This window comes from Flavobacterium sp. YO64, assembly GCF_004119505.1.
GTDB classification, from domain to species: Bacteria; Bacteroidota; Bacteroidia; order Flavobacteriales; family Flavobacteriaceae; genus Flavobacterium; species Flavobacterium oncorhynchi.
Genome location: NZ_NRQV01000023.1, coordinates 1 through 14,297, shown reverse-complemented (window position 1 = coordinate 14,297; position 14,297 = coordinate 1). Strand labels below are relative to the sequence as shown.

The following is a 14,297-nucleotide window of genomic DNA, read 5'->3' as shown; positions in this document are numbered from 1 at the left end:
ATTGGTAGCACAAAACCATTAAAAGTTACAAATATGGCATCACAATTATTTTCTTCTTTAACTATTAAAAGTATAACCTTAAAAAACAGAATTGCGATTTCGCCAATGTGTCAGTATTCGGCTGTTGATGGGTTTGCAAACGATTGGCATTTAGTTCATTTAGGAAGTCGTGCCAGCGGAGGTGCTGGATTGATTATTCAGGAAGCTACAGCAGTTTCACCAGAAGCTAGAATTTCTCCTGCTGATCTTGGAATTTGGAAAGAGGAACATATTGATAAACTAAAGCAAATTACCGAATTTATTACTTCTCAAAATTCGATTCCAGGAATTCAATTGGCGCATGCAGGACGAAAAGCAAGTGTTTCGGCTCCGTGGCTTGGAAATAAAAAATTAAATTTCGATCAAGATGGATGGCAGACTGTTGCTCCAAGCGCGATTCCGTATCATGATAACGAACCATTTCTTCCAGAAGCTTTAGACAAAAACGGAATTCAAAAAGTAATTACCGATTTTAAGACAGCAACAAAAAGAGTAGTTGAAGCTGGATATAAAGTTTTAGAAATTCATGCAGCACACGGATATTTACTGCATCAATTTTTATCGCCTTTAACAAATATTAGAACTGATGAATATGGTGGAAGTTTTGAAAATAGAATTCGTTTTACACTTGAAATTTTAGAAGCTGTTCAAACAGAATGGCCAAAAGATTTTCCTTTAATTGTTAGAATTTCAGCAACAGATTGGGCAGATGGCGGCTGGAATATTGAAGAGTCTATAAAACTTTCAAAAATTTTAAAAGAAAAAGGAGTAGATTTAATCGATGTTTCATCGGGAGGATTGGTTTCACATCAAAAAATTCCAGTTGGCCCAGGTTATCAAGTTCATTTTGCTGAAAAAGTTAAAAAAGAAACAGACATCCTTACAGGTGCTGTAGGTTTAATTACTGAAGCAAAACAAGCCGAAGAAATTCTTAATAAAGATCAAGCCGATTTAATTTTATTTGCTAGAGCATCATTAAGAAATCCTAACTTGCCTTTAGATTTTGCTGCAGCATTAAATAACGATATTCATTGGCCAAAACAATACGAAAGAGCTAAACTATAATTTATTTAGCCACAGATTGCACAGATTGAAAGGATTTTTTTGAGTTTTTTCGCCACGAATTTGCACAAATCGGTGCGTTCGAAAGCTTAAAATAATTTGTGATAATTCGTGAAATTTGTGGCGAAAAAAAATCACATTAATCTGTGGCAAAAAAACTAAAACAACATGCAAAAAATTAAAACAGCACTATTATCGTACGGAATGTCAGGGAAAGTTTTTCATGCCCCATTTTTAGATATTCATCCCGGTTTTGAATTATTGGGATCTTGGGAAAGAAGTAAAAAACTCATTCAGGCAGACTATCCTGAAGTAAAAAGTTATCCTTCACTAGACGATTTGTTAGCAGATGATGTCGATTTAGTAATTGTAAACACACCTGTTGGAACTCATTATGAGTATGCAAAAAAAGTGCTTTTAGCAGGCAAACATGCTGTTGTAGAAAAAGCATTTACAACAACTGTTGCCGAAGCCGAAGAACTTGCTGCGCTTGCAAAAGAAAAGGGATTAAAACTTGCCGTTTTTCAAAACAGAAGATGGGACAGCGATTTTAAAACCGTTCAAAAAGTAATTCATGACGGCGTTTTAGGAGAGTTGGTAGAAGCCGAAATTCATTTTGATAGATACAACCCCTTATTAAGCCCAAAAGCCCATAAAGAAACTGCTAATGACGGAGCCGGAGTTCTAAAAGATTTAGGCCCGCATATTATCGATCAGGCTGTTTGTTTATTTGGTTCTCCGAAATCAGTTTTTGGAGATATCAGAATTACAAGAGAGAATTCTTTAGTAGACGACTGGATTGATTTATTATTGATTTATGAAGATTTTAGAGTGCGTTTAAAAGCAGGATTTTTTGTTAGAGAAGCTAACCCAGCATACACAATTCATGGAAAAAAAGGAAGTTTTTTAAAACCTCGAGGTGATGTTCAGGAAGATGAATTAAAAATTGGCAAGAAGCCGAATTTAGAAACATGGGGAACTGAATCTGAAGATTTACAAGGAATAATTCATACTGAAATTAATGGAAAAGTGATTCGAGAAAAAGTATCAACTCTTCAAGGAAATTATTTTTCTTTTTTCGATGGCGTTTTTAATTCAATATCAAATGATACAATAGAGCCAGTTACAGCACAAGACGGTGTAAAAGTAATGCAGATCATCGAAGCAGCAATTGCAAGTAATGCTGAGAAAAAAGCCATTAATTTATAAGTTTTAATGCATTCAATATAGTTCTTTGAGTTTAGTAAAAATGAATGTTTTTATGTGTTAAAAACATTTTATAGCTTCAACTTATAAAACTACAACGTTATAACTTGTAGAACTAGTAGAGTTTGGCAGTCAATAAAAGCTCTTTTTTGTACTTTTATACTGTCAAACCTTAAAAAGCATCCATTTTGATAAATTTCAATCCATTACAATTATTCCAGACAAAAGGAAAAATCAAGAAAGTTTTTAGAGAAGCAAAAGCTTCTTACCTGAACCGAATTCGTTTTGCTGTTGGAATGTTTTATTTTGGAATGGGATTAAGTTTTGCAACCTGGGCAAGCAGAATTCCAGATATTAAAACCGCTTTACACTTAACCGAAGGTGATTTAGGTTCTATTCTTTTTGCCTTACCAATGGGGCAGTTAATAATCATGCCGTTTTCTGGAAAGATGGTTACTAAATTTGGGAGCCACCGTGTTTTGGTATTCTCTTTAATTATGTATGTTTTATGTTTAGCTAATTTAGGGTTGGCGACATCAGCTTTGCAATTATCGTTAGGCTTATTTTTGTTTGGACTATTTGGAAACTTAGCAAACATTGCCGTTAATACTCAAGGTGTTTATACCGAAGTTCTTTTTAAAAAAACAATCATGTCTTCGTTTCATGGCATGTGGAGTTTTGCCGGATTTACGGGAGCATTAGTAGGTTTAGGGATGTTAGCTTTAAATTTAACTCCTTTGCATCATTTTATTATAGTAGGAGGCATAGTACTTTTAATGGTAGCTTTTAATTTTAAATTTTTGGTCAAAGCCAAAGAAAAAATCAAACATACTGCCGAAAAGAAAAAGCTGTTTACAAAACCAGACAGCGCATTAATTTGGCTTGGTGTTATTGGATTTTGCAGTATGGCAAGTGAAGGAGTAATGTTTGACTGGAGCGGTGTTTACTTTAAAGATATAGTAAAAGCACCAGGACCATTGGTTATTTTAGGATATACTTCATTTATGATTATGATGGCTGGAGGAAGATTTTTAGGCGACGGATTAATCAATAAATTTGGTCGTGAACGTGTAATGCAAATTAGCGGAATCTTAATTTCTGCTGGACTTTTTACAGCAGTTTTTCTTCCTTATATTATTCCGTGTACTATCGCTTTTATGGCAGTTGGTTTAGGTGTTGCAACTATTGTTCCTACAGTTTATAGTATGGCTGGAAAAAATCCGACTGTTCCGCCTGGAGAAGCATTAACAATTGTTTCAAGTGTTAGTTTTCTAGGTTTTTTAATGGGGCCGCCAGTTATTGGGCATATCGCTCAAAATTTCGGACTTCAGTTTTCTTTTGCTTTTATCGGAATTTTTGGTGTTTTAATTGCTTTTATGGTTTCAAAAATTAGAACTACAGCATAATCTTTTTTGCTCACAAACTTTATAGCGTAACACTAAATTTTTATTTTTTTTAGAAAATTATCTAAAAGATTAAACATAATTATTTTAAATTTGTAAGAATTTATTTTCTTTTTAAGGTAATTTATCTATATTTGAACTTTCTATTGTTTGTATTAGCAATAAGACAAAACTCTTTTCCAAAAACCAATTTTATCTTTTGAATAGGATTAATATCCGAAAATAATTTTCAAAGTAAATTGGAATTTTTAATGGTAAAAAAATACATTGTCTTTTTTATTCTATGGTCTTTTAGTTTTGCTTTTGCACAAGAAACAATCTTTAGAGGAGTTGTTATTGATGCCAAAACGCAGAATCCTCTTGAGAATGTTGTAGTAAGCATTCAGAATTCTTCTATAACAAAACTTACTTCAAAAAGCGGCAAATTTGAACTGCATTCTTCTATAGAGGGAGAGCAGCTACTTTTGATTCACAGCCAAGACTGCAAAGACTTGCTTCTGAAAATTAATTCAAATTTTGGTCAGATTATATATCTCGGCGTATTACAGTTAGAAGATATTTATTCAGATGAAGTTCCAGCCGCATTGATAACTTTATTAGACAGCGATTTATCTGATGATAATAGTTCATCCGAAATGACTTCGGGGCTTTTGCAATCTTCAAAAGATGCTTTTATGCAGGCTTCAGCATTTAATTGGAGCCAGGCAAGATTTAGGATTCGTGGTCTAGACAGCGAAAATGGCACCATGATGCTAAACGGAATGACAATGAATAAAATCTATGACGGCAGACCGCAATGGAACAATTGGGGCGGATTAAATAACGTACTTCGCAATCAGGATTTTTCGATTGGAACAGCAGCTTCAAATTATACTTTTGGAGGTATTCTAGGAACGCAGCAGATTTTTACACGAGCTTCCCTTTATCGAAAAGGATCACAGCTGACCTTTTCAGGAAGTAATACAACTTATAGTTTACGAGCAATTGCAACGTATGCTTCAGGAATGAGTTCTTCGGGCTGGGCTTATGTGGTTTCAGCAGGTAAAAGATGGGCAGACGAAGGCTATTTTGAAGGAACAAATTTTGATGCCGATTCTTTTTTTATGAGCGTCGAAAAGAAATTAAATAATAAACATTCTCTCAATTTTACAGGGTTTTATACGCCAAATTCTCGCGGGAAAAATTCTCCAAATACAGCCGAAGTAACTAGTTTAATGGGTGAAACATACAATTCGTATTGGGGATTTCAGAATGGGAAAAAGCGAAATGCAAGAGTGAAAAAGGTTGAAGAACCTCTTTTTATGCTTAATCATTATTTTAAAATAGATGAAAAAACAAACCTGAATTCGAGTCTTATGTATCAATTTGGGAAAGTTGGAAACAGTACAATTGATTATCAAAATGCAGATAGTCCCGATCCAGTTTATTATAGAAAAATGCCAAGTTATTTTAGTTCACTTTATGCAAAAGATAAAGGAGAGTTTTCAGGTGAATTTACTCCAGATTATGAAAATGCTGAGAAAAGTAAAAACATATTTTTGGCAAATTCCCAAATAGATTGGAATGCCATGTATTTGGCAAATCAAAAACTAGGAGAAAATGGCTACGAGCCGGCACAAAGTCATTATATTCTATACGAAGACAGAACAGATGATAAAACTTTTGCAGCAAATTCTAATCTAAATACCCAGATTACTTCAAATATTTCTTTTGATGGAGGAGTTACGTATCGGAATTTAAAATCGCATAATTTTCAATATTTACTAGATCTTCTCGGCGGAAAATATTTTGAAGATATTGATCCATTTTACAAAGGAGATTTTTCTCAATCTGACTTACAGAACCCAAATAGACAGGTAAAAGAGGGAGACGTTTTTGGTTATAATTATAATTTTTTAGCCAATACAATCGATGCCTTTACACAGTTTAAATTTTCTTATAATAAAACCGAGTTTTATTTGGCACAATCGTATTCGGTATCCAATTATCAAAGAGAAGGATTATATCAAAACGGAATTTATGCCACGACATCTTTAGGAAAAAGTGAGAAAATAAATTTTGAGAATTTTGGTTTCAAAGGAGGCTTCACCTATAAAATTTCGGGAAAACAATGGTTGTTTTTTAATGGAGCACATCTTACAAGAGCGCCGTCTCTTCGAAATACATTTTCAAATTCACGTTTAAATAATAATATAGTAAATGGAATAGAAAGTGAGAATATAAGCAGTGCCGAAGCCAATTATGTGTATAGTTCTCCTAAGCTTAAAATACGATTAACAGCTTTTTACACTTTAATTAAAAACACGTCAAAAACGTCTTTTTTTTATGCCGAAGGAATTTTTGATAATGGCGCAGGCTATGATGCAACAGATGCTTTTGTAAGCCAGACTTTAACACATTTAGATAAGAAAAATACTGGAGCAGAACTGAGTTTTGAATATCAAATCTCATCAACATTAAAAACAACGTTAAGTGCCGCTTACGGTAATTATATTTACAGCAGTAATCCAAATGTATCGATTACAAATGATGCAAATGCAGCAAAAGATGGTGCACAAACTACTTTTGACTTTGGCTCCGCCTATCTTAAAAACTACAAACAATCTGGAACACCTCAAAGCGCCCTTTCAGTTGGTTTAGAATATCGTGATCCTAAATTCTGGTGGATTGGAACTAATATAAATTATTTGACAGATAATTATATTGATGTTTCTCCAATTTCTCGAACTTCTCAGTTCTACATTAATCCCGCAAATGGATTTTCTTTTCCTGAAGCAACCTCTGAAAGAGGAAATGAATTATTAAAACAAGAAAAGTTTGATCCTGTAAGCTTATTAAATGTTAATGGCGGAAAATCTTGGAGGGTTCATAAAAAATATATTGGACTTTTTGCCAGCGTTAATAATGTTTTGAATTCAATATATAAAACTGGCGGTTTTGAGCAGGCGCGGAATGCAAACTTTAGAGCCTTAAACCAAGATGTATCCAGTGGAACGCCTTCTTTTGGACCAAAACATTATTATGGTTACGGCAGAACTTATTTCTTAAATCTCACAATCGGTTTATAAACGAAAATTTATTTATCATGAAAAATATAATCCTAAACTCATTTTTTGCGTCATTATTGCTATTTGTTTTCGGCTGCAGCACCGAAGTTGAAATCCCAAAACTAGTTTGTACACAACCAGATTTTACAGTAAATAAAACAGTCGAAAAAGTGTACGAACTTTCGAGCAGTGCGGCAAAGCAATATTTATATGATGATATTATTGAAGCTTATGTAGTATCGAGTGACGAAGGAGGGAACTTTTTTAAAACTATTTCATTGCAAACAAAAGCAACAGCTAACAGCCCTGCAGTGGGGTTTAGTGTTCCAGTTGATGTTTCTAATACTTATATTGATTATCGTTTGGGGAACAAAGTTTATGTGAAACTCAAAAATCAATTCACGGATTTGTATTATGGAGGTTTAAGAATGGGAAGTTTATACGTTAGCAATTCAGGAGATCCTGCAATTGGCAGAATTTCTCAGAATGACTTTAAGAATGTATTAAATGCCTCGTGTACTATAATTGATGAAAATCAATTAGTAGAGTCACTTTCTATAGAAGAAGCACTTGTTGACAGTAAATTAAATACATTAGTTGAGTTCAATGATGTAGAATTTACAGAAGCTGCTCTTGATCGTCATTATTTTGAAGAATCAAATAATGTAGGAGGATCAACAAATTGGAACCTGCGTGATAAAACGGGAAATCAAATTATATTTAGAACAAGTAGTTATGCAAAATTTGCAGATCATTTTGTACCAGAGGGAAGTGGAAAAGTTAGAGGGATTCTAACCAAATTTGGTTCAGATTATCAATTGATGGTACGATCAGAAAATGATGTTGTAATGAATGGGAAAAGAAATACTCCCTTTTTCTCAGAAGATTTTCAAACAGTTAAAAACAATGTCAATTTTGCACTTCCAGGTTGGAGTAATATTGTAGAAAAAGCAACAAAATTATGGAAAAGTATCGTTTATGCAGGAAATGGTTATGCCGAGTTTAATACGACAAGCACAACAGCTGCAGAAAATATTGCCTGGCTGGTTTCTCCAAAAATTAATTTGACCGGATATAAGAATGCGATATTATCTTTTAGAAGCGCACAACATGATTTAAAGGTTGATTCGCCTCTAAATACACTTGAAGTTTACGTTTCAACAAATTTTGATGGTTCAAATGTTACCAAAGCAAAATGGACAAAACTGGATGCAAAGGTTCCGGCGCTTTCAACTCCTGCACGCCAATTTATAAGTTCAGGCGGTATCGATTTATCATCTTATTCAGGAAATATTTATATCGGTTTTAGATATGTAGGATCTGGAAAAGACAAAACGCTTAATGGTGCTTTTATGGTTGATGATGTAAAGATTTTTGGAGAAAAGTAAAAGAGAATTCAAAATTTAGTTTTAATCTGCAGAAGAGTATTTTGACCTTTTTTAAGTTTTAAAGTGTTAAATTTTAGTAGAATTTTGTATTTTGGTCATCCCAAATCAATACAAAAACAAAATGAAAATCTACTTTATTGCCATCATAATGATGGTGTTTCCTTTCTTAGCACATAGTCAGGACGATACTCCTGTAAAATTAAAGCAAATAAACATTGTAAAAACAAATTACCAGAACTCAAAAGACGGTGAAATTGTAAACAAGACAGTTGTATTTAAAGACGGTAAACTTCAAACAATTACCACATCAGACGTTATTCAGCATTTTTTTTATAATAAAAATGGTCTGCTTGATATGACAGTTAAAGACAAAGTGGGCAGCGACTGGAAAGAAGTTATTAATTACACTTATAATGCCGATAATAACATTACCAAATTTGTAAAAAAATATCAAGAAGGACCTGACTATATAACTAAAGTGGTCACTTTTGTATACGAAGGAGCTCGAGTTAAAGTAACTACTAAAAAAAGCACTAATCACCAAAACTTAGTTGATGATATTGAATATATTGTAGAAAACGGAATTATTGTAAGACGTACTTCTCGCGATCGAAACAAGGCAATCATCGGAAAAATTGAATATGTTTATGTAAACGATAATGTGTCTAAGCATAAAGGATTAGTTGGAGATAAAATTTCTAAATCATACACATATGATGATAAAAAATCTGTCGATCAGTTAATTGTACAAAGCTTGTTTGGTGATAATTATAAAGTAATCGTTCCAATGATTTCTTATCATGAAGATGAGTTTAGTTTTGAGTCGATTTCATACAACAACGAAATGAATTTTAGTCCATCATCTACTGTATTAGTTGCTGTAAGCAGAAAATATAAATACAACAAATTAAATTTTCCAATTTCGTGTTCGCAAATTGAAGAAAACGGAATTGTAAAAACAGAGAAAACCTTTATTTACGAATAAATACGTTTAAAATCATTTTTAAGCCATTTGGAAACAAGTTTTATAAAAGAAAATCCTTTGTAAAACATAGTTTATAAATGGCTTATCTTTTTAAATACAATTTAAAAACCTAATTCTATAATTGTAAGTAGCAGGCAAATCATTAAATTTGCAACTTATTCAAAGCTATGTTAGAAAAAGAAGTTATAAATTTTGAGAGAACCGCCATTGTTGGTATTATAACTCAAAATCAAAGTGAGGAAAAACTTAACGAATATTTGGACGAATTAGAGTTTTTGACTTTTACCGCTGGTGGTGAAGTTATAAAACGTTTTTCGCAAAAAATGGAGCGTCCAAATCCCAAGACATTTGTTGGTACAGGAAAAATAGATGAAATCCATCTTTTTGTAAAAGAAAACAATATATCGACTTTAATTTTTGATGACGAATTATCGCCATCTCAACAAAAGAATATTTCAAGAATTATTGATTGTAAAATTCTTGACAGGACCAATTTGATTCTGGATATTTTTGCACAGAGAGCCGAAACTTCGTACGCAAGAACTCAGGTAGAGTTGGCGCAATGCCAATATTTATTACCAAGACTTTCTGGTTTATGGACGCACCTTGAGCGTCAAAAAGGGGGAATTGGAATGCGTGGTCCTGGTGAAACAGAGATTGAAACTGATAGACGTATTGTGCGTGACCGTATTTCACTTTTGAAAGATAAGATCAAAACGATCGACAAACAAATGAGTATTCAAAGAAGTAATCGCGGAGCAATGGTTCGTGTGGCTTTAGTTGGATATACAAACGTTGGAAAATCGACTTTGATGAATGCTATTGGTAAAAGTGATGTTTTTGTCGAAAACAAATTGTTTGCAACTTTAGATACAACGGTTAGAAAAGTGGTAATTAAAAATTTACCGTTTTTACTTTCTGATACAGTTGGTTTCATTAGAAAATTGCCAACACAATTAGTAGATTCTTTCAAAAGTACACTTGATGAGGTTCGTGAAGCTGATTTACTTTTGCATGTTGTAGATATTTCTCATCCAGATTTTGAAGATCATATCGAATCTGTAAATCAAACTTTGCAGGAAATCAAAAGCAATGACAAACCAACGATTATGGTTTTTAATAAAATTGATGCTTACAAACATTTGACTATCGATGAAGATGATTTGATTACCGAAAGAACCAGAAAACATTACACACTTGAGGAATGGAAACAAACTTGGATGAGTAATGTTGGAGAAAATAATACTTTGTTTATTTCGGCAACACAAAAGCAAAATTTTGAAGAATTTAGAGAAATGGTGTACGAAGCAGTTCGTCAGATTCATATAACGCGATTTCCATACAATAAATTTTTGTATCCAGATTATAAGGATGCAGTTGAAAAAGAAGAACAAGAATAAGTTAAATTCTTATAAACGGTCTTTTATTAAAACATAAAGTTCGTAAAGCTATATAGATATTTAGCTTTACGAACTTTGTGTTTTTTGAGATGCTTTAGTCAGCGCTCTCTGTGGTAAAATTAAGCGGTTTGCAGTTTAAATTAAAAACCAAAATTAACTCCTAAACCAAATACTTCTCTAGTTTGAAATCCTTGAAAAGCATTATCATCATAAATCGCTTGGAAAGATAAGTTTGCCGATAGGAATTTATTGATTTTCATAACAATATTCAGAGAGTAATTGATGTCTACATTTTGTGGATCTTCTAAATAATTAGAGTAAAGATTTAAAGTATTTTCGGCAGTTACATTGGTCATTATTGCCAGCTTATAGTAAACAGAGGCATAAAAACCTAATTCGTAACGCATACTTTTGTTAGCATCTACACCAAAATAAGCACCATCAACATAAGGTAATCCTGTTGCTTGATCTATTCCAGAAGTATATGCGCTGTCAACAAATGTAAATTTTGAAGTTAAAGGAGCAAAGTTTATTTTAAGATTATCATCTTTGGTCCAATAGATACCAGGATCTGTGGTAAGATAACCTGGAGACATAAATTTGGTGTTTTCAGTTCTGATTTCTTTTCCATTTGCATCCTGTCCATAAACATAGCCAGTTGTAAATTGTGTTCTGAAATTTAGGAAATAAGAGTAGTACCATTCTCCAAAAGCTCGTTTTCCGACAATGGAATTAAATTCCAATCTGTCATCTGTCTTTTTTCCAAAATCGGCATTTTTGGTTTGTAAAAGTCCGTATGAAGCTAAAACTTTATTATCCCAAGTTAAGTCTTCTTTTTTGTAATTAAAATCATAGTTGATTCCCAAAGTTCCAGAAAAACTGTCTTCCCCTCCAGCAATCCAATTGTTAAAGCTTGACTGATTTAGCAAAAGAGACACAGTTCCTTTTGCTTTCCAGCCATCTTCCTCAATAGTATCGTTTATTTTTTTTACCGCTTTTTCGGTATTTTGAATTAATTCTTTTTCTGAATTTTGTGCCTGAACAAAAGTAAAGTTCGCTAAAATGAAGAGTAATAACGTCAGCTTTCTCATGGTTATTTAGTTTAAGTGTATTAACAAATATACTAAAAACGCTTAAAAGGTTAAGGCATAATTGATCGAAAAAGCAAGTTATTTCTTAGATTCCTTGTACAAAGGGACTGCAGAGCAAGCTTCACCGTACATTATACTTCGGGCAAAGGATTGAAGGTTGTTTGCTGCTAAAATATAAGCTCGCATTGGTACTGGTTTTCTTGAGCAGCCTTTTACAATGACAGGTTTGTTTTTGTAAACTGAATAATCGATTTTACTTAAGATTTCTTCATATAAACTAGCATCTAAATCTTCGATAGTTCCATTGACTACTTTTTTTGCATAAGGTGCTAAATGGATGCTTACTAAAATCAATGCCCAAGCCGGAACGATAGCGTCTGTACTACAATGCACAGCAACATATTGATCTTGGTATTGTGACCAATCGTGATTTTTAAGGTGTTCTCTAAAGTCTTTTTCTTTCAATAAAAATCCTTCCAAAAGCCATTGTGAAATGTCAATTTGCGTACGGATTCCTTTTGGATAATAATCCTCAAGATCAAAAACTTCTAAAGCACTATTGGCAACTTTATTGATGATTTCTTCCATGTGAAAAATGGTTTCAAGTTTGAGGGTTTCAAGTTTCAAGTTGCGTAACCTGAAACTTGAAAACTTTAAACCTGAAACAAATATTAAAGCATTCCTAATTCTAATTTCGCTTCTTCGCTCATTAAATCTTTACTCCAAGGTGGATCAAAAGTAATTTCTACCTCTACATCTTTGATGTTTTCGATAGTTTTTACTTTTTCTTCTACCTCTCTTGGCAAGCTTTCTGCAACCGGGCAGTTTGGAGATGTAAGTGTCATTAAGATTTTTACTTCGTAATCTGTATTTACCATTACATCGTAAATTAATCCTAATTCATAAATATCAACAGGAATCTCAGGATCGTAAATTCCTTTTAAAACTTTTACGATTGATTCTCCTAATTCGTTTGTGTCTATTTCTTGTTCCATTTTGTTATTTGTTTTTTCGCCACGAATTTCACAAATTTCCGGAATTTAAAAATTAGTGTCAATTCGTGAAATTCGTGGCAAAAGAAATTTAATTTTTATTTTTAGCATCAAAAGCCAAAGCGTACATTTTGATGTTTTTGATCATCGAAACCAAACCGTTGGCACGTGTCGCTGATAAATGTTCTTTTAATCCAATTTCGTCAATAAAATCAGTATCCGCATTGATAATGTCTGATGCTTTTTGATTCGAAAAAGCACGAATTAAAATCGCAATTATTCCTTTTGTTAAAATAGCATCACTATCAGCCGTAAAAACAATTTTGTCATCTTTTTGTTCGCCTTGAAGCCAAACTTTAGACTGACATCCTTTGATTAAATTCTCGTCGGTTTTGTATTCTTCTTTAATTAATGGAAGACTTTTTCCTAGTTCGATGATGTACTCATAACGCTGCATCCAGTCGTCGAACATCGAAAATTCGTCTATTATTTCGTTTTGAATTTCTTTTATTGTCATAATTATTCTTTAGCAAAATCAATCAGTAAATTAACCAGTTTTTCTATTTCCTTTGGAGGAAAACCATTGTCGAAACCTTTTGTTTCGTAGGTTTTTTGATTTTGAGTTACTTTTAAATTTCCAATCGCGGCACCGTCGTAAAAACGTTTTTCTGTTGGAGCTTTCAAATTTGGAATATTTTCTAAATTTATTTTCGAAAATTCAGTTGCAATTTGTTTCCATTTTGCCTCATCAATTTTTATTTCTACCGCTTCCGTATTTCTGCCGTTAGTAACTGTTGCTGTTTTATTTTGAACAATTATCTTCTTGTAAATTCCTCTTGAAACGGCAGTGTATTCCAATTGCGTTTTGGTCATATCTGCATTTTTTTGACTAGAACAGCTCGTTCCAATAAAAATAGTTAAGAGTAAAAAAGATAATATTCTCATATAAAAGGTTTTTAGCTCAGCATAGTTTGCGCTTTCTTAACTGCATCAACCATTAGATCAATTTCCTCTTTGGTGTTGTAAAAAGAAAAAGAAGCACGAATTGTTCCCGGAATACAGAAGAAATTCATAATTGGCTGCGCACAATGGTGTCCGGTTCTAACTGCAATTCCTAATTTGTCGATAATCGAACCAATATCATAAGGATGAATTCCATCTATATTAAATGAAACCACAGATGCTTTATTCTTTCCAGTTCCGTAGATTCTTAAGCCTTCAATCTCAGATAAACGCTTTGTAGCGTACTCTAAAAGTTCGTGCTCATATTCCTGAATATTTTCGAAACCAATATTGTTTAAATAATCAATAGCAGTTCCTAAAACAATTCCGCCGGCAATATTTGGTGTTCCGGCTTCAAATTTATGAGGAAGATCAGCATAAGTAGTTTTCTCGAAAGTTACTTCTTTAATCATTTCGCCGCCGCCTTGATAAGGAGGAAGTTTGTTCAGCCATTCTTCTTTTCCATACAAAATTCCAGTTCCAGTTGGACCGCACATTTTATGTCCTGAAAAAGCATAAAAATCACAATCTAATTCCTGAACATCAGGTTTTAAATGCGGAACAGCCTGCGCGCCGTCAATCAAAACTGCAGAACCAACAGCGTGTGCTTTGTCGATAATATATTTAATCGGATTGATAATTCCGAGAGCGTTTGAAATATGATTTACTGTAACCACTTTTG

General features: G+C 33.1%; 13 protein-coding genes. 7 read left to right on the top strand and 6 right to left on the bottom strand.

The genetic code is table 11. From position 1 onward, the window contains the following. The first annotated feature begins 33 nt into the window (after positions 1-33). From BOW57_RS15520 to hflX, 7 genes are all read left to right on the top strand, one after another. Positions 34-1,104 carry an NADH:flavin oxidoreductase/NADH oxidase gene (locus BOW57_RS15520; protein WP_129055551.1) on the top strand — a complete coding sequence of 357 codons (1,071 nt, stop codon included), beginning with the start codon at positions 34-36 and terminating at the stop codon, positions 1,102-1,104. A gap of 165 nt (positions 1,105-1,269) precedes the next feature. Beyond that, positions 1,270-2,310, top strand: coding sequence for a Gfo/Idh/MocA family oxidoreductase (locus BOW57_RS15515; RefSeq protein ID WP_129055549.1), 1,041 nt, complete (start codon positions 1,270-1,272; stop codon positions 2,308-2,310). A gap of 185 nt (positions 2,311-2,495) precedes the next feature. Continuing rightward, positions 2,496-3,713, top strand: coding sequence for an MFS transporter (locus BOW57_RS15510; protein ID WP_129055547.1), 1,218 nt, complete (start codon positions 2,496-2,498; stop codon positions 3,711-3,713). Between the two features lie 248 nt (positions 3,714-3,961). Beyond that, on the top strand, positions 3,962-6,778 hold the full coding sequence (locus tag BOW57_RS15505; protein WP_129055545.1) for a TonB-dependent receptor: 2,817 nt from the start codon (positions 3,962-3,964) through the stop codon (positions 6,776-6,778). Positions 6,779-6,795: 17 nt separating this feature from the next. Further along, on the top strand, positions 6,796-8,145 hold the full coding sequence (locus BOW57_RS15500) for a DUF5689 domain-containing protein (protein ID WP_129055543.1): 1,350 nt from the start codon (positions 6,796-6,798) through the stop codon (positions 8,143-8,145). Between the two features lie 121 nt (positions 8,146-8,266). After that, complete coding sequence (locus BOW57_RS15495) at positions 8,267-9,130, top strand: hypothetical protein (protein WP_129055541.1); 864 nt, start codon at positions 8,267-8,269, stop codon at positions 9,128-9,130. A gap of 167 nt (positions 9,131-9,297) precedes the next feature. Beyond that, positions 9,298-10,530, top strand: a complete 1,233-nt coding sequence (hflX, locus tag BOW57_RS15490) for a GTPase HflX (RefSeq protein WP_129023478.1) — start codon at positions 9,298-9,300, stop codon at positions 10,528-10,530. 140 nt (positions 10,531-10,670) lie between these two features. Here the strand turns inward: hflX and BOW57_RS15485 are convergent, their stop codons facing one another. From BOW57_RS15485 to BOW57_RS15460, 6 genes are all read right to left on the bottom strand, one after another. Next, on the bottom strand, positions 10,671-11,621 hold the full coding sequence (locus tag BOW57_RS15485) for a DUF3078 domain-containing protein (protein ID WP_129055538.1): 951 nt from the start codon (positions 11,619-11,621) through the stop codon (positions 10,671-10,673). 78 nt (positions 11,622-11,699) lie between these two features. Further along, positions 11,700-12,209 carry a DUF2480 family protein gene (locus tag BOW57_RS15480; RefSeq protein WP_129055536.1) on the bottom strand — a complete coding sequence of 170 codons (510 nt, stop codon included), beginning with the start codon at positions 12,207-12,209 and terminating at the stop codon, positions 11,700-11,702. Positions 12,210-12,292: 83 nt separating this feature from the next. Beyond that, the gene (locus tag BOW57_RS15475; RefSeq protein ID WP_071636312.1) at positions 12,293-12,616 is read right to left on the bottom strand and encodes an SUF system Fe-S cluster assembly protein; all 324 of its coding nucleotides are present in this window, start codon (positions 12,614-12,616) and stop codon (positions 12,293-12,295) included. 88 nt (positions 12,617-12,704) lie between these two features. After that, positions 12,705-13,130, bottom strand: a complete 426-nt coding sequence (locus BOW57_RS15470; RefSeq protein ID WP_129023475.1) for a SufE family protein — start codon at positions 13,128-13,130, stop codon at positions 12,705-12,707. Positions 13,131-13,132: 2 nt separating this feature from the next. Then, entirely contained in the window at positions 13,133-13,558 is a 426-nt protein-coding gene (locus BOW57_RS15465) for a hypothetical protein (protein WP_129055534.1), read from the bottom strand. An 11-nt stretch (positions 13,559-13,569) separates the two neighbouring features. Continuing rightward, on the bottom strand, positions 13,570-14,297 hold a 728-nt coding region (locus tag BOW57_RS15460; RefSeq protein ID WP_164973720.1), incomplete at its 5' end, for a cysteine desulfurase.

What these genes read in the sequence shown, in the direction of transcription:
- BOW57_RS15520 (WP_129055551.1), top strand. Translation starts at nt 34, where the DNA reads ATGGCATCACAATTATTTTCTTCTTTAACTATTAAAAGTATAACCTTA.
- BOW57_RS15515 (WP_129055549.1), top strand. Translation starts at nt 1,270, where the DNA reads ATGCAAAAAATTAAAACAGCACTATTATCGTACGGAATGTCAGGGAAA.
- BOW57_RS15505 (WP_129055545.1), top strand. Translation starts at nt 3,962, where the DNA reads ATGGTAAAAAAATACATTGTCTTTTTTATTCTATGGTCTTTTAGTTTT.
- BOW57_RS15500 (WP_129055543.1), top strand. Translation starts at nt 6,796, where the DNA reads ATGAAAAATATAATCCTAAACTCATTTTTTGCGTCATTATTGCTATTT.
- BOW57_RS15495 (WP_129055541.1), top strand. Translation starts at nt 8,267, where the DNA reads ATGAAAATCTACTTTATTGCCATCATAATGATGGTGTTTCCTTTCTTA.
- hflX (WP_129023478.1), top strand. Translation starts at nt 9,298, where the DNA reads ATGTTAGAAAAAGAAGTTATAAATTTTGAGAGAACCGCCATTGTTGGT.
- BOW57_RS15485 (WP_129055538.1), bottom strand. Translation starts at nt 11,621, where the DNA reads ATGAGAAAGCTGACGTTATTACTCTTCATTTTAGCGAACTTTACTTTT.
- BOW57_RS15480 (WP_129055536.1), bottom strand. Translation starts at nt 12,209, where the DNA reads ATGGAAGAAATCATCAATAAAGTTGCCAATAGTGCTTTAGAAGTTTTT.
- BOW57_RS15475 (WP_071636312.1), bottom strand. Translation starts at nt 12,616, where the DNA reads ATGGAACAAGAAATAGACACAAACGAATTAGGAGAATCAATCGTAAAA.
- BOW57_RS15470 (WP_129023475.1), bottom strand. Translation starts at nt 13,130, where the DNA reads ATGACAATAAAAGAAATTCAAAACGAAATAATAGACGAATTTTCGATG.
- BOW57_RS15465 (WP_129055534.1), bottom strand. Translation starts at nt 13,558, where the DNA reads ATGAGAATATTATCTTTTTTACTCTTAACTATTTTTATTGGAACGAGC.